The sequence below is a fragment of the Variovorax sp. GW460-12-1-14-LB1 genome (assembly GCF_059423605.1).
This window is the reverse complement of record NZ_JBWKYF010000007.1, coordinates 104599-119379: the sequence shown is the minus strand read 5'-3', so window position 1 is coordinate 119379 and position 14781 is coordinate 104599. Positions and strand designations below refer to the sequence as shown.

The window sequence follows — 14781 nt, the reverse complement described above, 5'->3', positions numbered from 1 at the left end:
CGCTTGCTATTTTCGCCAGCGTGGTGCACACTCGCGGGCTTGAATTTGCGGGTTAACCCCGAGGTTGAGCGCAATTCAAACCCCCCGCTCTTTTCTTGTGGTGCCCCATGGCGGCTTACGCCTCGATCACGTCCTCTGTCACTAAGTTTGCGCTCACCAGCTTGATGCTGGTGGCTCTGACGACGGGGGCCGAGGCCCGCGGATGGTTCGGCGCCGACAAAACGTCCTCCGAGGCATCGATTGCCCTGACCGATCTGCCGGTCCAGGGCCAGCGAACCTACCAGGCCATCCTTGACGGTGGCCCCTTCCGGTACGACAAAGACGGCACGGTATTCGGCAATCGCGAACGCATCCTGCCAGCGGCACGCCGCGGGCATTACCGCGAGTACACGGTGCCAACGCCCGGCGCGCGCAACCGCGGTGCCCGGCGGATCGTTTGCGGTGGCGAGCAGCGCACGGCGCCCGAAGCCTGCTGGTACACGGCGGACCACTATGCGAGTTTCAGACGGATTGCGCCATGAGCGATGACAACGACCTGAGCGGCGCCCCGAAGCGCCCCGACGAGATGATGATGACTATGGAAAGACCAGCGGATATGACCTTATCCCTTCGAGCCGTACGCCCGAACATCGTGCAATCGATCCGCGCGTTCCGCGTGAACGACCTGCAGGATGCCGCCAACGCGGCCGGCCAGCACTTCCTGTACGCCAACCTGGGCAACGCCCAGACCAAGCAGGACGTGCTCGACCTGATTGCCCAGCAGTTCACCTTCCCGGCGCACTTCGGCAAGAACTTCGACGCGCTGTACGACTGCATGACCGACCCGTTGCATAAATCGGGCCCGCAGCCTGGTTTCGTCATCGTGCTCGAACAGATCCCGGCCAACGCCAAGTTCGACAAGGAAGCGCGCGAGCAACTGCTCGACATCTTCCGCGACGCTTCGGACTACTGGGGCGATCGCAAGGTCCCGTTCCGCTGCTTCTATTCTTTTCTGTAGCCCGTTCTGCATCCACCAGCCAAGCAGAACGGGCGAACGAGGCTCAGCCGACCGCTGAAACCCTCGATGGCATCGAAGTCAACACCACCGCCACGGCAGCCGCTGCGGCCACGCCCGCCGCCAGCACCGAGCCGGCCGGCGAGAAAATGCCGACCGACAAGCTCGTCGACGTGTCGCCCCTGGCGCTGCGCATGAGCAGCCCCTTCAACGCGGGGTACTGGCTGGCAGCTGCGTAACTGCAACCGCTCGCCGCCACAAAAAAGCCCGTCATCGACGGGCTTTTTTCATGGGGGAACGGCCTGCGCCAGTGCAACGTATTCGGCCACCGGCACCTCTTCGGCGCGGCGCTGGATGTCGAACTCGCCGGCGAAGCCATGCTCCCCCAGCCATTTGCCCAGCGTGTGCCGCAGGATCTTGCGGCGCTGGCTGAAGGCCACCTGCACGATCTCGCCGAGCCGCGCCGCATCGACCGCCGGCGGCTGCGCGAGCGGCACCATGCGCACCACGGCGCTGTCGACGCGCGGGGGCGGGTCGAAGCTCTCGGGCGGCACGAACAGCACGTTCTCCATGTCGTAGCGCCACTGCAGCATCACGCTCAGGCGGCTGTAGTCCGAGGTGGCGGGCCGGGCCACCATGCGGTCGATCACTTCCTTTTGCAGCATGAAGTGCTGGTCGGCGATCAGGTGGGCATAGCCCAACAGGTGGAACAGGATCGGCGTGGAGATGTTGTAGGGCAGGTTGCCCACCACGCGCAGCGGTTTCGGTTCGGCCTTGGCCGCGAGCTCGGCGAAGTCGACCTTGAGCACGTCCGACTCGATGACGTCCAACTGCGGATGCTCTCGCAGCCGCTTGGCCAGGTCGCGGTCGAGCTCGATGACCGTCAGGCGGCCGAGCCGCTCGACCAGCGGCTGCGTGAGCGCCGCCAGCCCCGGCCCGATCTCGACCATCGCGTCGCCGGGCTGCGGCGCGATCGCCTGCACGATCCCGTCGATAATCCCGCCGTCGGACAGGAAGTGCTGTCCGAACCGCTTTCTTGCAATGTGCTGTGCCATCGCGGCCTAAGACGCTGCCGCGGCCATCAGGACTGCGGCGTCTCGCGGTATTCGACGTAGGCGCGCGCGCGCACTTCCTGCACCCAGGTGGCGAAGGCTTCTTCGACGCGCTGTTCGCGCAGCGCGGCACGTGCGGCTTCGCGCTGCTCCGACTGGCTCAGCTTGGCTTCGCGGCGGCCGACCACCTGGATCAGGTGGACGCCGAAGCGCGACACCACGGGGTCGCTGATCTGGCCCGGCGTGAGCCGGTCCATGGCTTCCTCGAACTCGGGCACGAACTGGCCGGGGCGCGACCAGCCGAGGTCGCCGCCTTCCTTGGCGCTCGCATCCTGCGAGTTGTCGCGCGCCAAGCCGGCGAAGTCGGCGGTGCCGGCCTGCACGCGGCGCTTGAATTCCTGCAGCTGTGCCACCGCCTGCGCGGTCGTGCGCTTGGGGTCGTTCAGCAGCAGGATGTGGCGCACCTGGGTCTGGGTGATGGACGCATCCGACGAACCCACCTGCGCCTTGGTCAGCACCTTGAGCACGTGGAAGCCGGCGCCCGAGCGCACGGGCCCGGCGATGCCGTTCACCGCGGTCGATTGCGTGGCCTCGACGAACACGGGCGGGTAGCGGTCGGCGCTGCGCAGGCCGAGCGCGCCGCCATTGGCACGGTCGGGCGAGTCGGAGTTTTCGCGCACCAGCTTGGCAAAGTCTTCGCCGCTGCGCGCGCGCTGCGCAAGGTCGGTGGCCTTCTTCTGCGCGGTCGCAACCTGCGCCTCGGTGGCGTTCTCGGGCACGGCCACCAGCAGCTGGGCGATGTTGAGGTTGAGCAGGGCGTTGTTCTTGACGGCGCTTTCGCGCTGGTCGCGCAGGTACTCGTCGGCCTCGATGTCGCTGATCTTGACCTTGGACTCGACCTCGCGGTCGCGCAGGCGCGTGAGCAGCAGCTGGTCGCGCAGGTCGTTGCGGAATTCGCGCGGCGAGATGCCTTCGGCCGCCACGCGGCTGCGCAGCTCGGTGAGGCTGATCTCGTTCTGGCGCGCCACGGTCTGCTCGGCCTGGTCGATCGCCACGTCATCGACCTTGATGCCGTTTTCCTTCGCCAGCTGCAGCTGCGCGCGCTCGGTGATCAGGCGCTCCAGCACGAGGCGCGTGAGTTCGGCGCGCGGCACGCGCTCGGCGTCCGGGTTCTCGCGGATCAGGCGCGTGACACGCGACTGCACCTCGGTGTTGGTGATCGGCTCGGAGTTGACCAGCGCCACGATGTACTCGGCCGCGCGCTGCACCGGCGCCGCCGCGGGGCCGGCAGGGCGCGCCGCCGGCGGCACGATCCGGGGACCGGCACGCATGATGTCCGTGATGCCGCTGCCGGAACGAAAGCCCTGTGCGCCAGCCGTTGCGGCGATGGCCGCAAGGCAACCCAGGGTGATGAGGGAACGGATGTGTTTCATGGCGTGAACGGTCGTCGTTTCAGTCGTAATTGGTGAAGCGGCTCGGCGCTTCGGTCGGTTGACGCAGCGGCTGGTAGCGCTGGATGTTCTGTCGCAGCGCCTGCATCGGGCTCGAGCCGATGCTGGAGAAACCGACGAATTCGAGCTGGAACATGATGCGGGTGTTGGCCGTCACCTGGCCGGTGGTGATGCGCTGCAGCACCACGCGGCTGATCCAGCAGCAGCCGTCGTACTCGACCCCGAGCACGCCGTCCGTGAGCTTCTTGTCCTGCAGGCTGTAGTTCAGGCGGCCCACGGCGTACCAGCGGCCACCGCCTTCGCCCTTGCCCGGCCCGAGGTCCTTGCCCTTGTCGCCCCACAGGTCGTTGAGCGGCCATTGCCAGCCGAAGTCGATCGACTTGTTGCCGTCGGTGGCCGTGGGCGTGCTCGGCGCCTGGTAGCGGAAGGCGGCGCTGAGGTTGCGGTACGGGCCCGGGTTGTAGCGCGCGCTGATCGCGCTGCGCGTGGAACGGCGCGAATCGGGGTTGTACTGGAGCAGCGTGTCCAGGCTCCACTTGGGCGTCCAGTTGATCTGGGCGCCCAGCAGCAGGTCGCTGGTGCGGTCGGTGACCGGCGCGACGCCCGGCAGCGTGACCTTCTGGTCGGCGAAACGGAAGCGCTGCGCGATGCCGAAGCGCACGGCTTCCACGCCGGTGCCCGGGTCGATCAGGCGGGACGTGACGCCCAGCGTGAGCGCGTTGGTGTCCGAGATGCGGTCCGCGCCCGAGAAAGCGTTCTCGGTGTAGATGGTCGCAAAGCTGAAGTCGTTGGCGGCCGAATCGTAGTTCGGCAGCATGCTCTGGTTGCGGTACGGCGTGTACACGTAGTACGCGCGCGGCTCCAGCGTCTGGCGGAAGGCACGGCCGAAGTAGCTGGCGTCGCGCTCGAAGACCAGGCCGCTGTCCAGGCTGAAGGTCGGCACGACGCGGTTCGACGAGGTCGGGAAGAAGTACAGCTGGCTCGGGTTGTACGGCATCCCGTTCACGTAGTCGATGCCATTGACCGACACCTTCGGAATGGACGACTGCGGCAGGTAGTAGTTGTACGAGGTCGCGTGCAGCTGCAGCTTGGGGATGACGAAGGAGCTCGGCGTGAGGAACGGCCGGCTGATCGCCGCCTGCGCGAACACGCGGTCGCCGTCGGGCTGCGACTGCTGGAGCAGATCGAAGCCAGGCTGGCCGGCCAGGATGCTGTTGACGCGAAAGCGCGAGTAGTCGGTGTTCAGCGAAACGTCGAAGCCGTGCCAGTCGTACTTGGCGTAGTTGGCCGTGATCTGCGGCATGCGGTCGTACGAGGGCACGACCGGCGACAGGTTGTACTGCAGCGTCTGGTAGCGCAGGGCACGTACGGCGCCGCTCCAGTCGCCCTTGGTCCAACTCACCGCACCCTCATTCGGCAGCTGGCGCTGCGCAAGCGTCGGCGTGCGCGTGAAGTCGCGCCAGTAGTCGTTGTCGCTGACACGGTTGATCGTGAGGCTGGCCGACAGCGAGTCCAGGCCCAGCGCCTTGGCGTCGAAGTCGTGGCGATGGTTGAGCCACAGGCCCCAGCGCTTGCTGCTGTCGGGCGGCTTGCCGAAGTTCAGGTCCTTGAGCGCGATCTCGCCGTTGTTCAGCTTCTGCAGCTGCTCGGCGCGCGCCTCGTTGTAGCGCTGGCCCACGAGGCGGTCGCTGCCCATCAGGTCCAGACGGATGCTGCCGCTGTAGTCCTTCTCGAGATAGCGGAACTCACTGGCCAGGTTGAGCCCGCGCTTGCTCATCAGCGTGGGCGTGAAGGTGGCGTCGCGGTTGGGCGCGATGTTCCAGTAGTAGGGCTGCGCGACCTCGAAGCCGTTGGTGTTGTCCAGCCCGATGGTGGGCGGCAGCAGGCCGCTCTTGCGCTCGTTCGACAGCGGGAAGGTCACGCGCGGGATCGGCGGCGTCGTGATGCCCATGAAGCTCATGCGCGCATCGATGGCCACGCCCTCGTTTTCCTCGGTGTCGGTGGTCAGCGTGGCGGCGGTCAGCAGCCAGGCCGGCATCCAGCCGGGGAAGTCTTCGCGGCGGCAGGTGGTGTAGCTGGCGCGCCGCGCGATCGAGACGTTGGAGTCGACGAAGTCGATGCGCTCGGCCTCCCCGTGGCCGCCGGTCGCGAGGAAGCGGTAGCGCACGTTGTTGAAGAAGCCCTCGAAGGTCTCGAGCTTGAGTTCCAGCTCGGGGCCCTCGTACACATTGCCGGCCTGGTTGACCCGCACGTTGCCGGTGGCCTTGGCGCGGTCGTCGGGCTGGTAGTACTCGAGGCGGTCGGCCGTGATGGCAACCGGGCCGCGGCGCAGCGTGGCGTTGCCCTCGACCACGGTCTCGAGGTCGGGGCGGCCGGAAATGCGGTCGCCGGTGACGAGGCTGGGCAGCTGGCTGCGTTGCACGGGCGTCAGCGTCTCGGTGAGCAGCGGCGTGCGCTTCAGCGTGAGCGGTCCCTCAAGCACACCGGCTTGCTGGGCAAAGGCGCCATGCGCGTGCAGCAGCGCCAGCGACAGCACGGCCAGTGGCAGCGGCGGGCTCGAACGTCGCAAGGCAGCGCGTGGGGTCGTAGGCATCGATTCGGAACGAAAAATCGTCGGGACGGCGCGGCAAGCCGGCGGGTTGCGGGGTCCGGCAGCCACCCCGCCCGGTCGGATCGACCTCGAGCAGGGGTGCCGCGCCAGGCGGATTTGTAGAATTGATTATCCATGACAGCACCTTCGACCCCGGCGTCCACGACCCCACACCCCGCCCAGGCCATTCTCTGGACAGATCCGCAGCGGGCCGAAGCGTTCCGGGGCTGGCTGGCCGGCATTGCCGACACCCGGCAACTGCGCCCGGACACCGTCCGGCTGGCGTCGGCCGACGCGAGCTTTCGCCGCTACTTCCGCCTCGACACCACCGACGGCGGCACGCGCATCGTGATGGATGCGCCCCCCGACAAGGAAAACAGCGCCCCCTTCGTGCAGGTGGCACAGCTGATGACCGAGGCCGGCGTGACGGCGCCACAGGTGCTCGAATGGGACCGCGACCACGGCTTCCTGCTGCTCGACGACCTGGGCCGCCAGACCATGCTCGACGTGATCGACCCGGCCCGCCCGGACGCCAACCGGCCGCTCTACGACCTGGCCATCGACGCGCTGATCCGCTGGCAGCAGGCCTCCAAGCCCGGCGTGCTGCCGCCCTACGACCGCGCGCTGCTCGAGCGCGAACTGGCGCTCTTTCCCGAGTGGTACATCGGCAAGCACCGCGGCGTGGCCGTGGAAGGCCAGCTGAAGGAGCGCCTGGACCGCGCCTTCGCGCTGATCGTCGAGAACAACCTCGCGTCGCCGAGCGTCTACGTGCACCGCGACTTCATGCCGCGCAACCTGATGGTGGGCGACGACGCCGGCCAGCCGCTGGGCGTGCTCGACTTCCAGGACGCCGTCTACGGCCCGATCACCTACGACATCGCCAGCCTGATGCGCGACGCCTTCCTGAGCTGGGACGAGGAGTTCGTGCTCGACATCACCATCCGCTACTGGACCGCCGCGCGCAAGGCCGGGCTGCCGGTCGACGAGGACTTCGGCGCCTTCTACCGCGCGGTCGAATGGATGGGCCTGCAGCGCCACCTCAAGGTGGCCGGCATCTTCGCGCGCCTCACGCTGCGCGACGGCAAGCCGCGCTACCTGGCCGACACACCTCGCTTCATCGCTTACATCCGCGCCACCGCCAGCCGCTACATCGAATTGAAGCCGCTGCTGCGCGTGATCGACGAGGTCGAGGGCACCACGGCCGTTACCGGCTTCGCCTACGGCCGAGTCTGAAGAGAAACTGAAAAAATCCGAAAAAGAAAATCGCTGTAGCGCCCGCACCACGGGCGCCGTCAGCTCCTGATTTCATCGCATGCCCCGTTTTCACTGCTCCGTGCCGCTGACCGCCGGCGCCAGCCTGGCGCTGCCGCCGGGCGCCGCGCGCCATGTGCAGGTGCTGCGCATGCAGCCCGGCGACACGCTCACCCTGTTCGACGGCGCGGGCGGCGAGTACGCCGCGACGGTCGAGCGCATGGGCCGCAGCGAGGTCGCCGTGACGGTCGGCGACCACACGCCCGTCGAGCGCGAAGCGGCCCGCGCTGTGCACTTGGCGGTCGGCATGCCGGCCAACGAGCGCATGGACTGGCTGGTCGAGAAGGCCACCGAACTCGGCGTGACCAGCATCCAGCCGCTGGCCACGGCGCACGGCGTGCTGCGCCTGTCGGGCGAGCGCGCCGAGAAGAAGCGGGCGCATTGGGAAGCCATCGCCGTCGCGGCCTGCGAGCAATGCGGGCGCAACCGCGTGCCAGTGATCCATCCGGTGCAGTCCTTCGCGGGCTGGCTCGGCAGCGCTGCTGCCGCGGATACGGCAGCGACGCGCTTGGTGCTAAGTCTGGCCGAGGGCACGCGCGCCGTCACCGCCGTGGCCGCAGAGACACCCACCGCGCAACCCGCGCTCGTGCTCAGCGGCCCCGAAGGCGGCCTCAGCGCCACCGAGGAACAGGACGCCATCGCGCGCGGCTTCGCACCGGCCACGCTCGGCGCGCGGGTGCTGCGCGCCGAAACCGCGGCGCTCGCGGCGCTGGTGTCGCTCGTCGGCGCCTGAGCGGTTCGGGGGGTGTTTTCCGCGAGGCGCACACCGGGCGCCTGCGGAACAATGGCCGCTTCGTTTTTTCCTTGTTCAATCCGCCTCCCGGAAGGACCGCTCCCCCCATGCCTCGTTCATCCCGCGCGTTTCGTCTCGCCCCCCTCGTCCTGGCCGCGCTGTGCGCCATGCCCGCCGTTCACGCCCAAAGCCAGGCCGTTGCGCCCACACCGGCGCAGGTCAGCCCCGCGGTCGACCAGGCCTACACCCAGCTCATGGCGTCGCCCGCGATCCGCAAGCTGCTGGAATCGGTCAAGGCCGACCACGAACGCACGGTCGAAGAACTGAAGACGCTGACCGAGATCGAGGCGCCGCCCTTCAAGGAACAGAAGCGCGCCGAAGCCTTCCTGGCGCGCCTGAAAGCGCTCGGCCTGCCCGACGCGAAGATCGACGCCGAGGGCAACGTGGTCGGCCTGCGCAAGGGCACGGGCAACGGCCCCAAGCTGCTGATCTCGGCGCACCTCGATACGGTCTTTCCGGCCGGCACCGACGTGAAGGTGAAGGAGCGCGACGGCAAGCTCTTCGCGCCCGGCATCGGCGACGACACACGCGGCCTGTCGGTGCTGCTGTCGTGGCTCAAGGTGCTCAACGACAACAAGATCCAGACCGTGGGCGACCTGATGATCGTCGCCAACGTCGGCGAGGAAGAGCTGGGCAACCTGCGCGGCATGAAGGCCATCTTCCGTGACCACCTGGACATCGACGGCATGGTCGGCCTGGAGCCCTCGCCCGACGGCCACGTGCTGGTGCTCGGCACCGCGAGCCACCGCTACGAAGTGACGTTCAAGGGCCCGGGCGGCCACAGCTTCGGCGCCTTCGGGCAGGTGCCCAGCGCGATCCACGGCATGGGCCGCGCCATCGCCAAGATCGCCGAAGTGCGTACGCCCAGCTTCCCCAAGACCACCTTCACCGTCGGCACCGTCGGCGGTGGCACCTCGGTGAACACCATCGCGCCCGATGCGCGCATGGCCATCGACATCCGCTCGGACGACATGGCCTCGCTGCTCGAGACCGAGAAGAAGATCCTCGCCACGCTCGACGAGGCCGTGGCAGAAGAGAACAAGCGCTGGAACGTGACCAGCCTGAGCGCGAGCACCAAGCTGATCGGCGACCGCCCGGGCGGCCGCACGCCGCCCGACTCGGTGATCGTCGAGGCCGCCACGCGCGCCAACAGTGCTTTCGGCCACAAGACGCTGCTACGCGGCGGCAGCACGGATGCGAACGTTCCCATTTCGCTGGGCATCCCGGCCATCATCATCGGCGGCGGCGGCAAGTCGGGCGGATTCCACTCGCTGGCCGAGTCGATTGACGTGACAGATGCATGGAAAGGCGCGCAGAATTCGCTCGTCACCGTGCTCGGCCTGGTCGGTGTGCAGGGCGTCAGCCCCGCGCTCCTGCCGAAACGCGCAGCACGCAGCAAGTAATTTGTCACGTTGCCAGTTCGAAAGTGGCCGCGCCACTTTCGGCAAGCGGGTCGCCACATTGGAAAATGTGAGCGTTTCTGTCACACACCAAGGAATGGTCATGGGGTTGCTCGATTCGGTACTCGGTCAGGTGCTAGGAGGCGCTGCACAGCAGCAGCAACCGCAAGGCGGTGGCCTCGGGGGATTGGGAGATCTCGGAAGCCTCGCCGGCGCCCTGGGCGGCCTGCTTGCCAACAACGGCGGGCAGGGCGGCCTCGGCGGCATGGTCTCGAAATTCGAGCAGGCGGGCATGGGCGACGTGATCGGCTCGTGGATCGGCAACGGTGCAAACAAGCCGGTGTCGGGCGATCAGCTGCAGAACGCGCTGGGCGGCGACACGATCGCCGCCATCGCCTCCAAACTCGGCATCAACGCACAAATGCTGCTGCCGATGCTGGCCACCATGCTGCCGGCCCTCATCAACCAGCTCACGCCGCAGGGCAAGGTGCCCGAGCAAGGCCTCGGCAACCAGGACGACCTGCTGGGCTCGCTCAGCGGTCTGCTGCAAGGCAACAAGCCGACCTGACCTGCCACCCGGCGAATTTCATTCTCAGAATTCCGGCGCCCGCGAGGGCGCTTTTTTTTTTGGCCGGCGCCTTGCCTTCGTCGCCCAATCGCGTAGAACCGCGCCCCATGAATCGCAATCTGTGGCTCCTGGCCATCTGCCAGGGCCTGCTCCTGACCAACAACGTCACCTTCATCGCCATCAACGGTCTCGTGGGCCTGGGCATCGCGCCGCTGGGATGGATGGCCACGCTGCCTGTGATGGGTTACGTGGTGGGCGGCGCGCTGAGCACGGGGCTGGTGGCGCGCACGCAGCAGCGCTTCGGCCGTCGCGGTTCGTTCCAGATCGGGCTGGCGGTGGCGGTCGGCTCGGCGCTGCTGTGCGCCTACGCGGCGTCCTCGAAGAACTTCTGGCTGCTGTGCTTCGCCACCGTGGTCGCCGGCTACTACAACGCCAACGCCGGGCTCTACCGTTTCGCGGCAGCCGAGCTGGCACTGCCGGCCTGGCGCGAGAAGGCCGTGTCGATGGTGATGGCCGGCGGCCTGATCGGCGCGGTGGCGGGGCCGAACCTGGCGACCTTCACGCGCGAAGCGCTCTCCGTGCCCTTCGCCGGCGCCTACATCGCGCTGGCGGCGGTGGCGTTGCTCTCGATGGCGGTGATGCATTTCATCGAATTCCCTCCCTCGCCGACCCGCAAGGAAGCCGCCGGCGGCAGGCCGCTGGGCGAGATCATGCGCCAGCCCGTGTTCATCGTGTCGGCCGCCGCAGGCGCGCTGAGCTACGGCGTGATGAACCTGCTGATGGCCGCCACGCCCATCGCGATGCAGATCTGCAGCCTGCCGTTTTCCGACGCGGCGCTGGTGCTCGAATGGCACGTGATCGGCATGTTCGCGCCAGGCTTCTTCACCGGCCACCTGATCCGCCGCTTCGGCGCGCTGCCGGTGATGGGGATGGGGCTGGCGCTCAACCTCGGCTGCATCGTGGTGGCGTTGTCGGGCGTGGACCTGCACCACTTCCTGGTGGCGCTGTTCCTGCTCGGCGTGGGCTGGAATTTCCTGTTCACCGGCAGCACGACGCTGTCGCTCACGGCCTACACGGCCGAGGAGCGCGACCGGGCCCAGGGCGCGCTCAACTTCTGCGTGTTCGCGACGCTGGCGCTGACCTCGTTCGCCTCGGGCGTATTGGTGACCACGCAGGGCTGGCAGCTTTTGAACTACGGCTCGCTGGTGCCGGTGGCCCTGACCGGTGCCGCGCTGCTCTGGCTCGCGCAGACGCAACGCCGGCGCGCGCCGGTGGCCAAGGCCTGAGCCTCAGGCCACGCGCGCGGAGACAGCCGCCGCTGGAAACCGCCGGTCGAGCCAGCGCTGCAGCGTGTCGAAGACGGGCTCCGCATCGAGTTCGTTGAAGAGCTCGTGGTACAGCGCGTCGAAGCACTTCGCCTCGACGTTGCCGCTGGGCGCCGCGGCGGCCGCGAAGGCGCGGCTCGCTGCCGGCCGCACGAGCCGGTCGTCGCCCGCGTAGATCAGCAGCGTGGGCACCGGCCAGCGCGCCGCGTGCTGCTGCACCGTGGCACCTTCGTAGGCGAGAAAACGCGCCAGCCGGCTGCCGATGCGGTCGTGCGTGAGCGGATCGTCGCGGTAGGCCTGCACCACCACCGGGTCGTGCGAGAGGTAGTTGTCGTCGAGCCCGTTGCCCACGCGCAGGTTGGGCGCGATGCGCGGCAGCACCGCCAGCAGCATCTTCTGGAAACCGTTCAGCCCCGGGTCGAGCCCCGGCGACGACAGCACCAGCGCATCGACCGGCCGCACGCCGCGCGCCACCAGGCTCGCGGCGACCAGGCCGCCCAGGCTGTGGCCCAGCAGCACCAGCGGCACGCCGGGGTTCTCGCGGCGCGCGTCGTCGATCACCAGCGCCAGGTCGTCGACCAGACGCAGCTCGCCGGGCAGGCCGCCGCGCGCGCCGGTGGATTCGCCGTGCCCGTGATGGTCGTGCGCCCAGACCGCGAAGCCCCAGGCATGCAGTTGCTTGGCGAGGCCGTGATAGCGCCCCGCATGCTCGCCCAGCCCGTGCACCACGACCACCACGGCGCGGGGCGTGCCCGCGGCGGGCAGCCGCCGCAGCGCCAGCGTCTCACCGTCCGGCGTGGACAGCGACACGCGGTGCGGCAAGGGCAGCGCGTCGCTCAAACGGCCACCGGCTCCGACGCCGCGGCGCGGTGCGCGACGGGCAGGGCGGCGATGACCTCGGCCACGGCGGCCGTCAGCTTCTTGGCGTAGGGCACGTGCAGGAACTCGTTGGGGCCGTGCGCGTTGCTCTTCGGGCCCAGCACGCCGCAGACCATCATCTGCGCCGTCGGGAAGCCGGCGCTCAGCATGTTCATCAGCGGGATCGTGCCGCCCTGGCCGATGTAGCCGCAGGAGGCGCCGAAGTGCGCGCGCGAGGCCTTGTTGAGCGCGTCCTCGAACCACGGCGTGATGGTGGGGGCGTTCCAGCCGGTGGCGCCGCCGCCGCTTTCGAAGGTGACGCGCGCCTGGTAGGGCGCGTTGTCCTCGAGCAGGGCCTTGAGCTTTTGCACCGTCTCGGCTGCATCGACCAGCGGCGGCAGGCGCAGCGAGAGCTTGAAGGCGGTGTAGGGGCGCAGCACGTTGCCCGCATCCTTCAGGGCCGGGAAGCCTTCGGCGCCGGTGACCGACAGCGTGGGCTTCCAGGTGCGGTTGAGCAGCGCCTCGACCGGGTCGGTGGTGGTCGGCAGCGCGAACATGGTCGAGCCGCCGCAGTCGTAGTGCGCCCACGGGAAGCGCTTGTAGACCTCGTCGCCGAGGATGGCGGCCGTGGCCTTGGCCTGCGCGAGCCGGTCGGCCGGCACTTCGCAATGGAAGCTGGCGGGCAGCAGGCGGCCGGTGGCGCTGTCTTCGAGGCGGTCGAGCACCTGCCGCATGATGCGGAAGCTCGAAGGCACCAGGCCCGAGGCGTCGCCCGAATGGATGCCTTCGGTCAGCACCTCGACCTTGAGCGTGCCGCTGGCCATGCCGCGCAGCGAGGTCGTGAGCCACAGCTGGTCGTAGTTGCCGGCGCCCGAATCCAGGCAGATCACCAGCTCGACCTCGCCCAGGCGCGGACGCAGCGCGTCGACGTAGGGCAGCAGGTCGTAGGAGCCGCTTTCCTCGCAGGTCTCGATGAGGCCGACGATGCGCGGGTGCGCCACGCCCTGGGCCTTGAGCGCCTGCAGCGCGGCCACGCTGGCGTACACCGCGTAGCCGTCGTCGGCGCCGCCGCGGCCGTAGAGCAGCCCGTTCTCGTACTTGGGCGTCCACGGGCCGAGGTCGTTGCGCCAGCCGGTGAACTCGGGTTGCTTGTCGAGGTGGCCGTACATGAGCACGGTCTCGGCCATGTTCGTGCCGGTGGCCGGCACTTCGAAGAACAGCACCGGCGTGCGGCCTTCCAGGCGCACGATCTCCAGCTTCAGGCCTTCGACCTTCTGCGCCTCGACCCAGGCCGCGGCGTTGCGCAGCACGGTCTCCAGGTAGCCGTTGGCCGACCAGTCCTTGTCGAAGCCGGGCGACTTGGCGGGGATGGCGATGTAGTCGGTGAGTTGCTTGACGATGTCGCCGTCCCATCGGGCGGTGACATCAGAGAGGGCGCGCGTCGCGTCGAGCGTGCCGGCGGGCATTTCACGGTGCAGGGGGGCGTTCATCGGGGGATTCTCCGCGGGGACGAAAAACCGCATTTTGCGCCTCGCGGCGAGCGCGCGTAGAGTGCGGGCGATCTCAAAACCCGGAGCGCAATGTGAGCAAGGCAACATCGACGCGGATCAAGGTGGGGATCGGCGGCTGGACCTACGAGCCCTGGCGCGACAACTTCTACCCCAAGGGCCTGGCCCACGCGAAGGAGCTGAACCACGCCAGCCGGCAGGTCAGCGCCATCGAGATCAACGGCACCTACTACAGCACCTTCAAGCCCGAGACCTTCCGCAAGTGGCGCGACGACACGCCCGATGACTTCATGTTCTCGATGAAGGCCTCGCGCTTCACCACCAACCGCAAGGTGCTGGCGACCGCGGGCGAGTCGATCCAGCGCTTCATCGACAGCGGCGTGGCCGAGTTGGGCGACAAGCTCGGGCCGATCGTCTGGCAGTTCATGCCGACCAAGCGGTTCGATGCGGAAGACTTCGAGGCATTCCTGGAGCTGCTGCCGAAGAAAGAGGGCAGCCGCGTGCTGCGTCACGTGATGGACGTGCGCCACGAGAGCTTCATCACGCCTGCCTACCAAGCGCTCGCGAAGAAGCACAAGGTGTCGACCGTGTTCACCGACGCCGACAAGTTTCCGTCGTTCGAGGAGCCCGAGGGCGATGTCGCCTACGCGCGGCTCATGATGGCCGACGCGTCGCTCGCGACCGGCTACGCGCCCAAGGCGCTGGACACCTGGGCCGCGCGCGCGCAAGGCTGGACCACGACGCCGAAGGCGCGCGACGTGTTCGTGTATTTCATCAACGGCGCCAAGGAAAGGGCACCGGCCGCGGCCGGTGCCTTGCTGCAGCGCCTGGGGTGGGCGCCGCCGGCTGCAGACGCAGCAATGGCCGCCGCCGCGGACAAGCCGAAGCCGGCGGCCAAGAAGGCCCCACCGAAAAAGAAAGCGCCCTGATC

Annotated in this window: 14 protein-coding genes; 8 read left to right on the top strand and 6 right to left on the bottom strand. The window is 68.4% G+C overall.

The window, feature by feature from the left end; all coding sequences use genetic code 11:
• Positions 1-107 precede the first annotated feature (107 nt).
• Both AC07Y4_RS05880 and AC07Y4_RS05875 read left to right on the top strand, forming a co-directional pair.
• Entirely contained in the window at positions 108-521 is a 414-nt protein-coding gene (locus AC07Y4_RS05880) for a guanyl-specific ribonuclease (protein ID WP_056574987.1), read from the top strand.
• Positions 522-571: 50 nt separating this feature from the next.
• Positions 572-997 carry a barstar family protein gene (locus tag AC07Y4_RS05875; RefSeq protein ID WP_095747788.1) on the top strand — a complete coding sequence of 142 codons (426 nt, stop codon included), beginning with the start codon at positions 572-574 and terminating at the stop codon, positions 995-997.
• A gap of 43 nt (positions 998-1040) precedes the next feature.
• Here AC07Y4_RS05875 and AC07Y4_RS05870 read toward each other — a convergent pair whose 3' ends face one another.
• Genes AC07Y4_RS05870 through AC07Y4_RS05855 form a run of 4 tightly spaced genes read right to left on the bottom strand, consistent with a single transcriptional unit; the run spans position 1041 to position 6090 of the window.
• Positions 1041-1268 (bottom strand): hypothetical protein, encoded by a 228-nt coding sequence (locus tag AC07Y4_RS05870; protein ID WP_167394950.1) that lies wholly within the window; start codon positions 1266-1268, stop codon positions 1041-1043.
• A gap of 13 nt (positions 1269-1281) precedes the next feature.
• On the bottom strand, positions 1282-2049 hold the full coding sequence (gene rsmA / locus AC07Y4_RS05865) for a 16S rRNA (adenine(1518)-N(6)/adenine(1519)-N(6))-dimethyltransferase RsmA (RefSeq protein ID WP_159274209.1): 768 nt from the start codon (positions 2047-2049) through the stop codon (positions 1282-1284).
• A 26-nt stretch (positions 2050-2075) separates the two neighbouring features.
• Positions 2076-3479 (bottom strand): peptidylprolyl isomerase, encoded by a 1404-nt coding sequence (locus tag AC07Y4_RS05860; protein ID WP_487847697.1) that lies wholly within the window; start codon positions 3477-3479, stop codon positions 2076-2078.
• A 19-nt stretch (positions 3480-3498) separates the two neighbouring features.
• Positions 3499-6090, bottom strand: a complete 2592-nt coding sequence (locus AC07Y4_RS05855; RefSeq protein WP_070063346.1) for an LPS-assembly protein LptD — start codon at positions 6088-6090, stop codon at positions 3499-3501.
• 132 nt (positions 6091-6222) lie between these two features.
• Here AC07Y4_RS05855 and AC07Y4_RS05850 point away from each other — a divergent pair, with 132 nt between their 5' ends.
• From AC07Y4_RS05850 to AC07Y4_RS05830, 5 genes are all read left to right on the top strand, one after another.
• The gene (locus AC07Y4_RS05850; protein ID WP_487847698.1) at positions 6223-7320 is read left to right on the top strand and encodes an aminoglycoside phosphotransferase family protein; all 1098 of its coding nucleotides are present in this window, start codon (positions 6223-6225) and stop codon (positions 7318-7320) included.
• A 79-nt stretch (positions 7321-7399) separates the two neighbouring features.
• Positions 7400-8131 (top strand): 16S rRNA (uracil(1498)-N(3))-methyltransferase, encoded by a 732-nt coding sequence (locus AC07Y4_RS05845; protein ID WP_487847699.1) that lies wholly within the window; start codon positions 7400-7402, stop codon positions 8129-8131.
• Positions 8132-8238: 107 nt separating this feature from the next.
• Positions 8239-9594, top strand: coding sequence for a M20/M25/M40 family metallo-hydrolase (locus AC07Y4_RS05840; protein WP_487847700.1), 1356 nt, complete (start codon positions 8239-8241; stop codon positions 9592-9594).
• 100 nt (positions 9595-9694) lie between these two features.
• Positions 9695-10159 (top strand): YidB family protein, encoded by a 465-nt coding sequence (locus AC07Y4_RS05835; protein ID WP_487847701.1) that lies wholly within the window; start codon positions 9695-9697, stop codon positions 10157-10159.
• 107 nt (positions 10160-10266) lie between these two features.
• Positions 10267-11445 (top strand): MFS transporter, encoded by a 1179-nt coding sequence (locus AC07Y4_RS05830; protein WP_487847702.1) that lies wholly within the window; start codon positions 10267-10269, stop codon positions 11443-11445.
• 3 nt (positions 11446-11448) lie between these two features.
• Here AC07Y4_RS05830 and AC07Y4_RS05825 read toward each other — a convergent pair whose 3' ends face one another.
• Together AC07Y4_RS05825 and AC07Y4_RS05820 are read right to left on the bottom strand one after the other, a co-directional pair.
• Positions 11449-12324 (bottom strand): alpha/beta hydrolase, encoded by an 876-nt coding sequence (locus AC07Y4_RS05825; protein WP_369645713.1) that lies wholly within the window; start codon positions 12322-12324, stop codon positions 11449-11451.
• On the bottom strand, positions 12321-13832 hold the full coding sequence (locus AC07Y4_RS05820; protein WP_487847703.1) for a M20 family metallopeptidase: 1512 nt from the start codon (positions 13830-13832) through the stop codon (positions 12321-12323). Before AC07Y4_RS05820 ends, AC07Y4_RS05825 begins: the two co-directional genes overlap by 4 nt.
• Positions 13833-13924: 92 nt before the next feature.
• Between AC07Y4_RS05820 and AC07Y4_RS05815 the strand changes: the two genes are divergently transcribed.
• Positions 13925-14779 carry a DUF72 domain-containing protein gene (locus AC07Y4_RS05815; RefSeq protein ID WP_495274297.1) on the top strand — a complete coding sequence of 285 codons (855 nt, stop codon included), beginning with the start codon at positions 13925-13927 and terminating at the stop codon, positions 14777-14779.
• The last annotated feature ends 2 nt before the right edge of the window (positions 14780-14781 follow it).

Bases quoted from the DNA above. Each gene is read 5' to 3' on its own strand.
- AC07Y4_RS05845 (WP_487847699.1), top strand. From the start codon at position 7,400: ATGCCCCGTTTTCACTGCTCCGTGCCGCTGACCGCCGGCGCCAGCCTG.
- AC07Y4_RS05855 (WP_070063346.1), bottom strand. From the start codon at position 6,090: ATGCCTACGACCCCACGCGCTGCCTTGCGACGTTCGAGCCCGCCGCTG.
- AC07Y4_RS05835 (WP_487847701.1), top strand. From the start codon at position 9,695: ATGGGGTTGCTCGATTCGGTACTCGGTCAGGTGCTAGGAGGCGCTGCA.
- AC07Y4_RS05880 (WP_056574987.1), top strand. From the start codon at position 108: ATGGCGGCTTACGCCTCGATCACGTCCTCTGTCACTAAGTTTGCGCTC.
- AC07Y4_RS05875 (WP_095747788.1), top strand. From the start codon at position 572: ATGACTATGGAAAGACCAGCGGATATGACCTTATCCCTTCGAGCCGTA.
- AC07Y4_RS05820 (WP_487847703.1), bottom strand. From the start codon at position 13,832: ATGAACGCCCCCCTGCACCGTGAAATGCCCGCCGGCACGCTCGACGCG.
- AC07Y4_RS05840 (WP_487847700.1), top strand. From the start codon at position 8,239: ATGCCTCGTTCATCCCGCGCGTTTCGTCTCGCCCCCCTCGTCCTGGCC.
- AC07Y4_RS05870 (WP_167394950.1), bottom strand. From the start codon at position 1,268: ATGACGGGCTTTTTTGTGGCGGCGAGCGGTTGCAGTTACGCAGCTGCC.
- AC07Y4_RS05860 (WP_487847697.1), bottom strand. From the start codon at position 3,479: ATGAAACACATCCGTTCCCTCATCACCCTGGGTTGCCTTGCGGCCATC.
- rsmA (WP_159274209.1), bottom strand. From the start codon at position 2,049: ATGGCACAGCACATTGCAAGAAAGCGGTTCGGACAGCACTTCCTGTCC.
- AC07Y4_RS05850 (WP_487847698.1), top strand. From the start codon at position 6,223: ATGACAGCACCTTCGACCCCGGCGTCCACGACCCCACACCCCGCCCAG.
- AC07Y4_RS05830 (WP_487847702.1), top strand. From the start codon at position 10,267: ATGAATCGCAATCTGTGGCTCCTGGCCATCTGCCAGGGCCTGCTCCTG.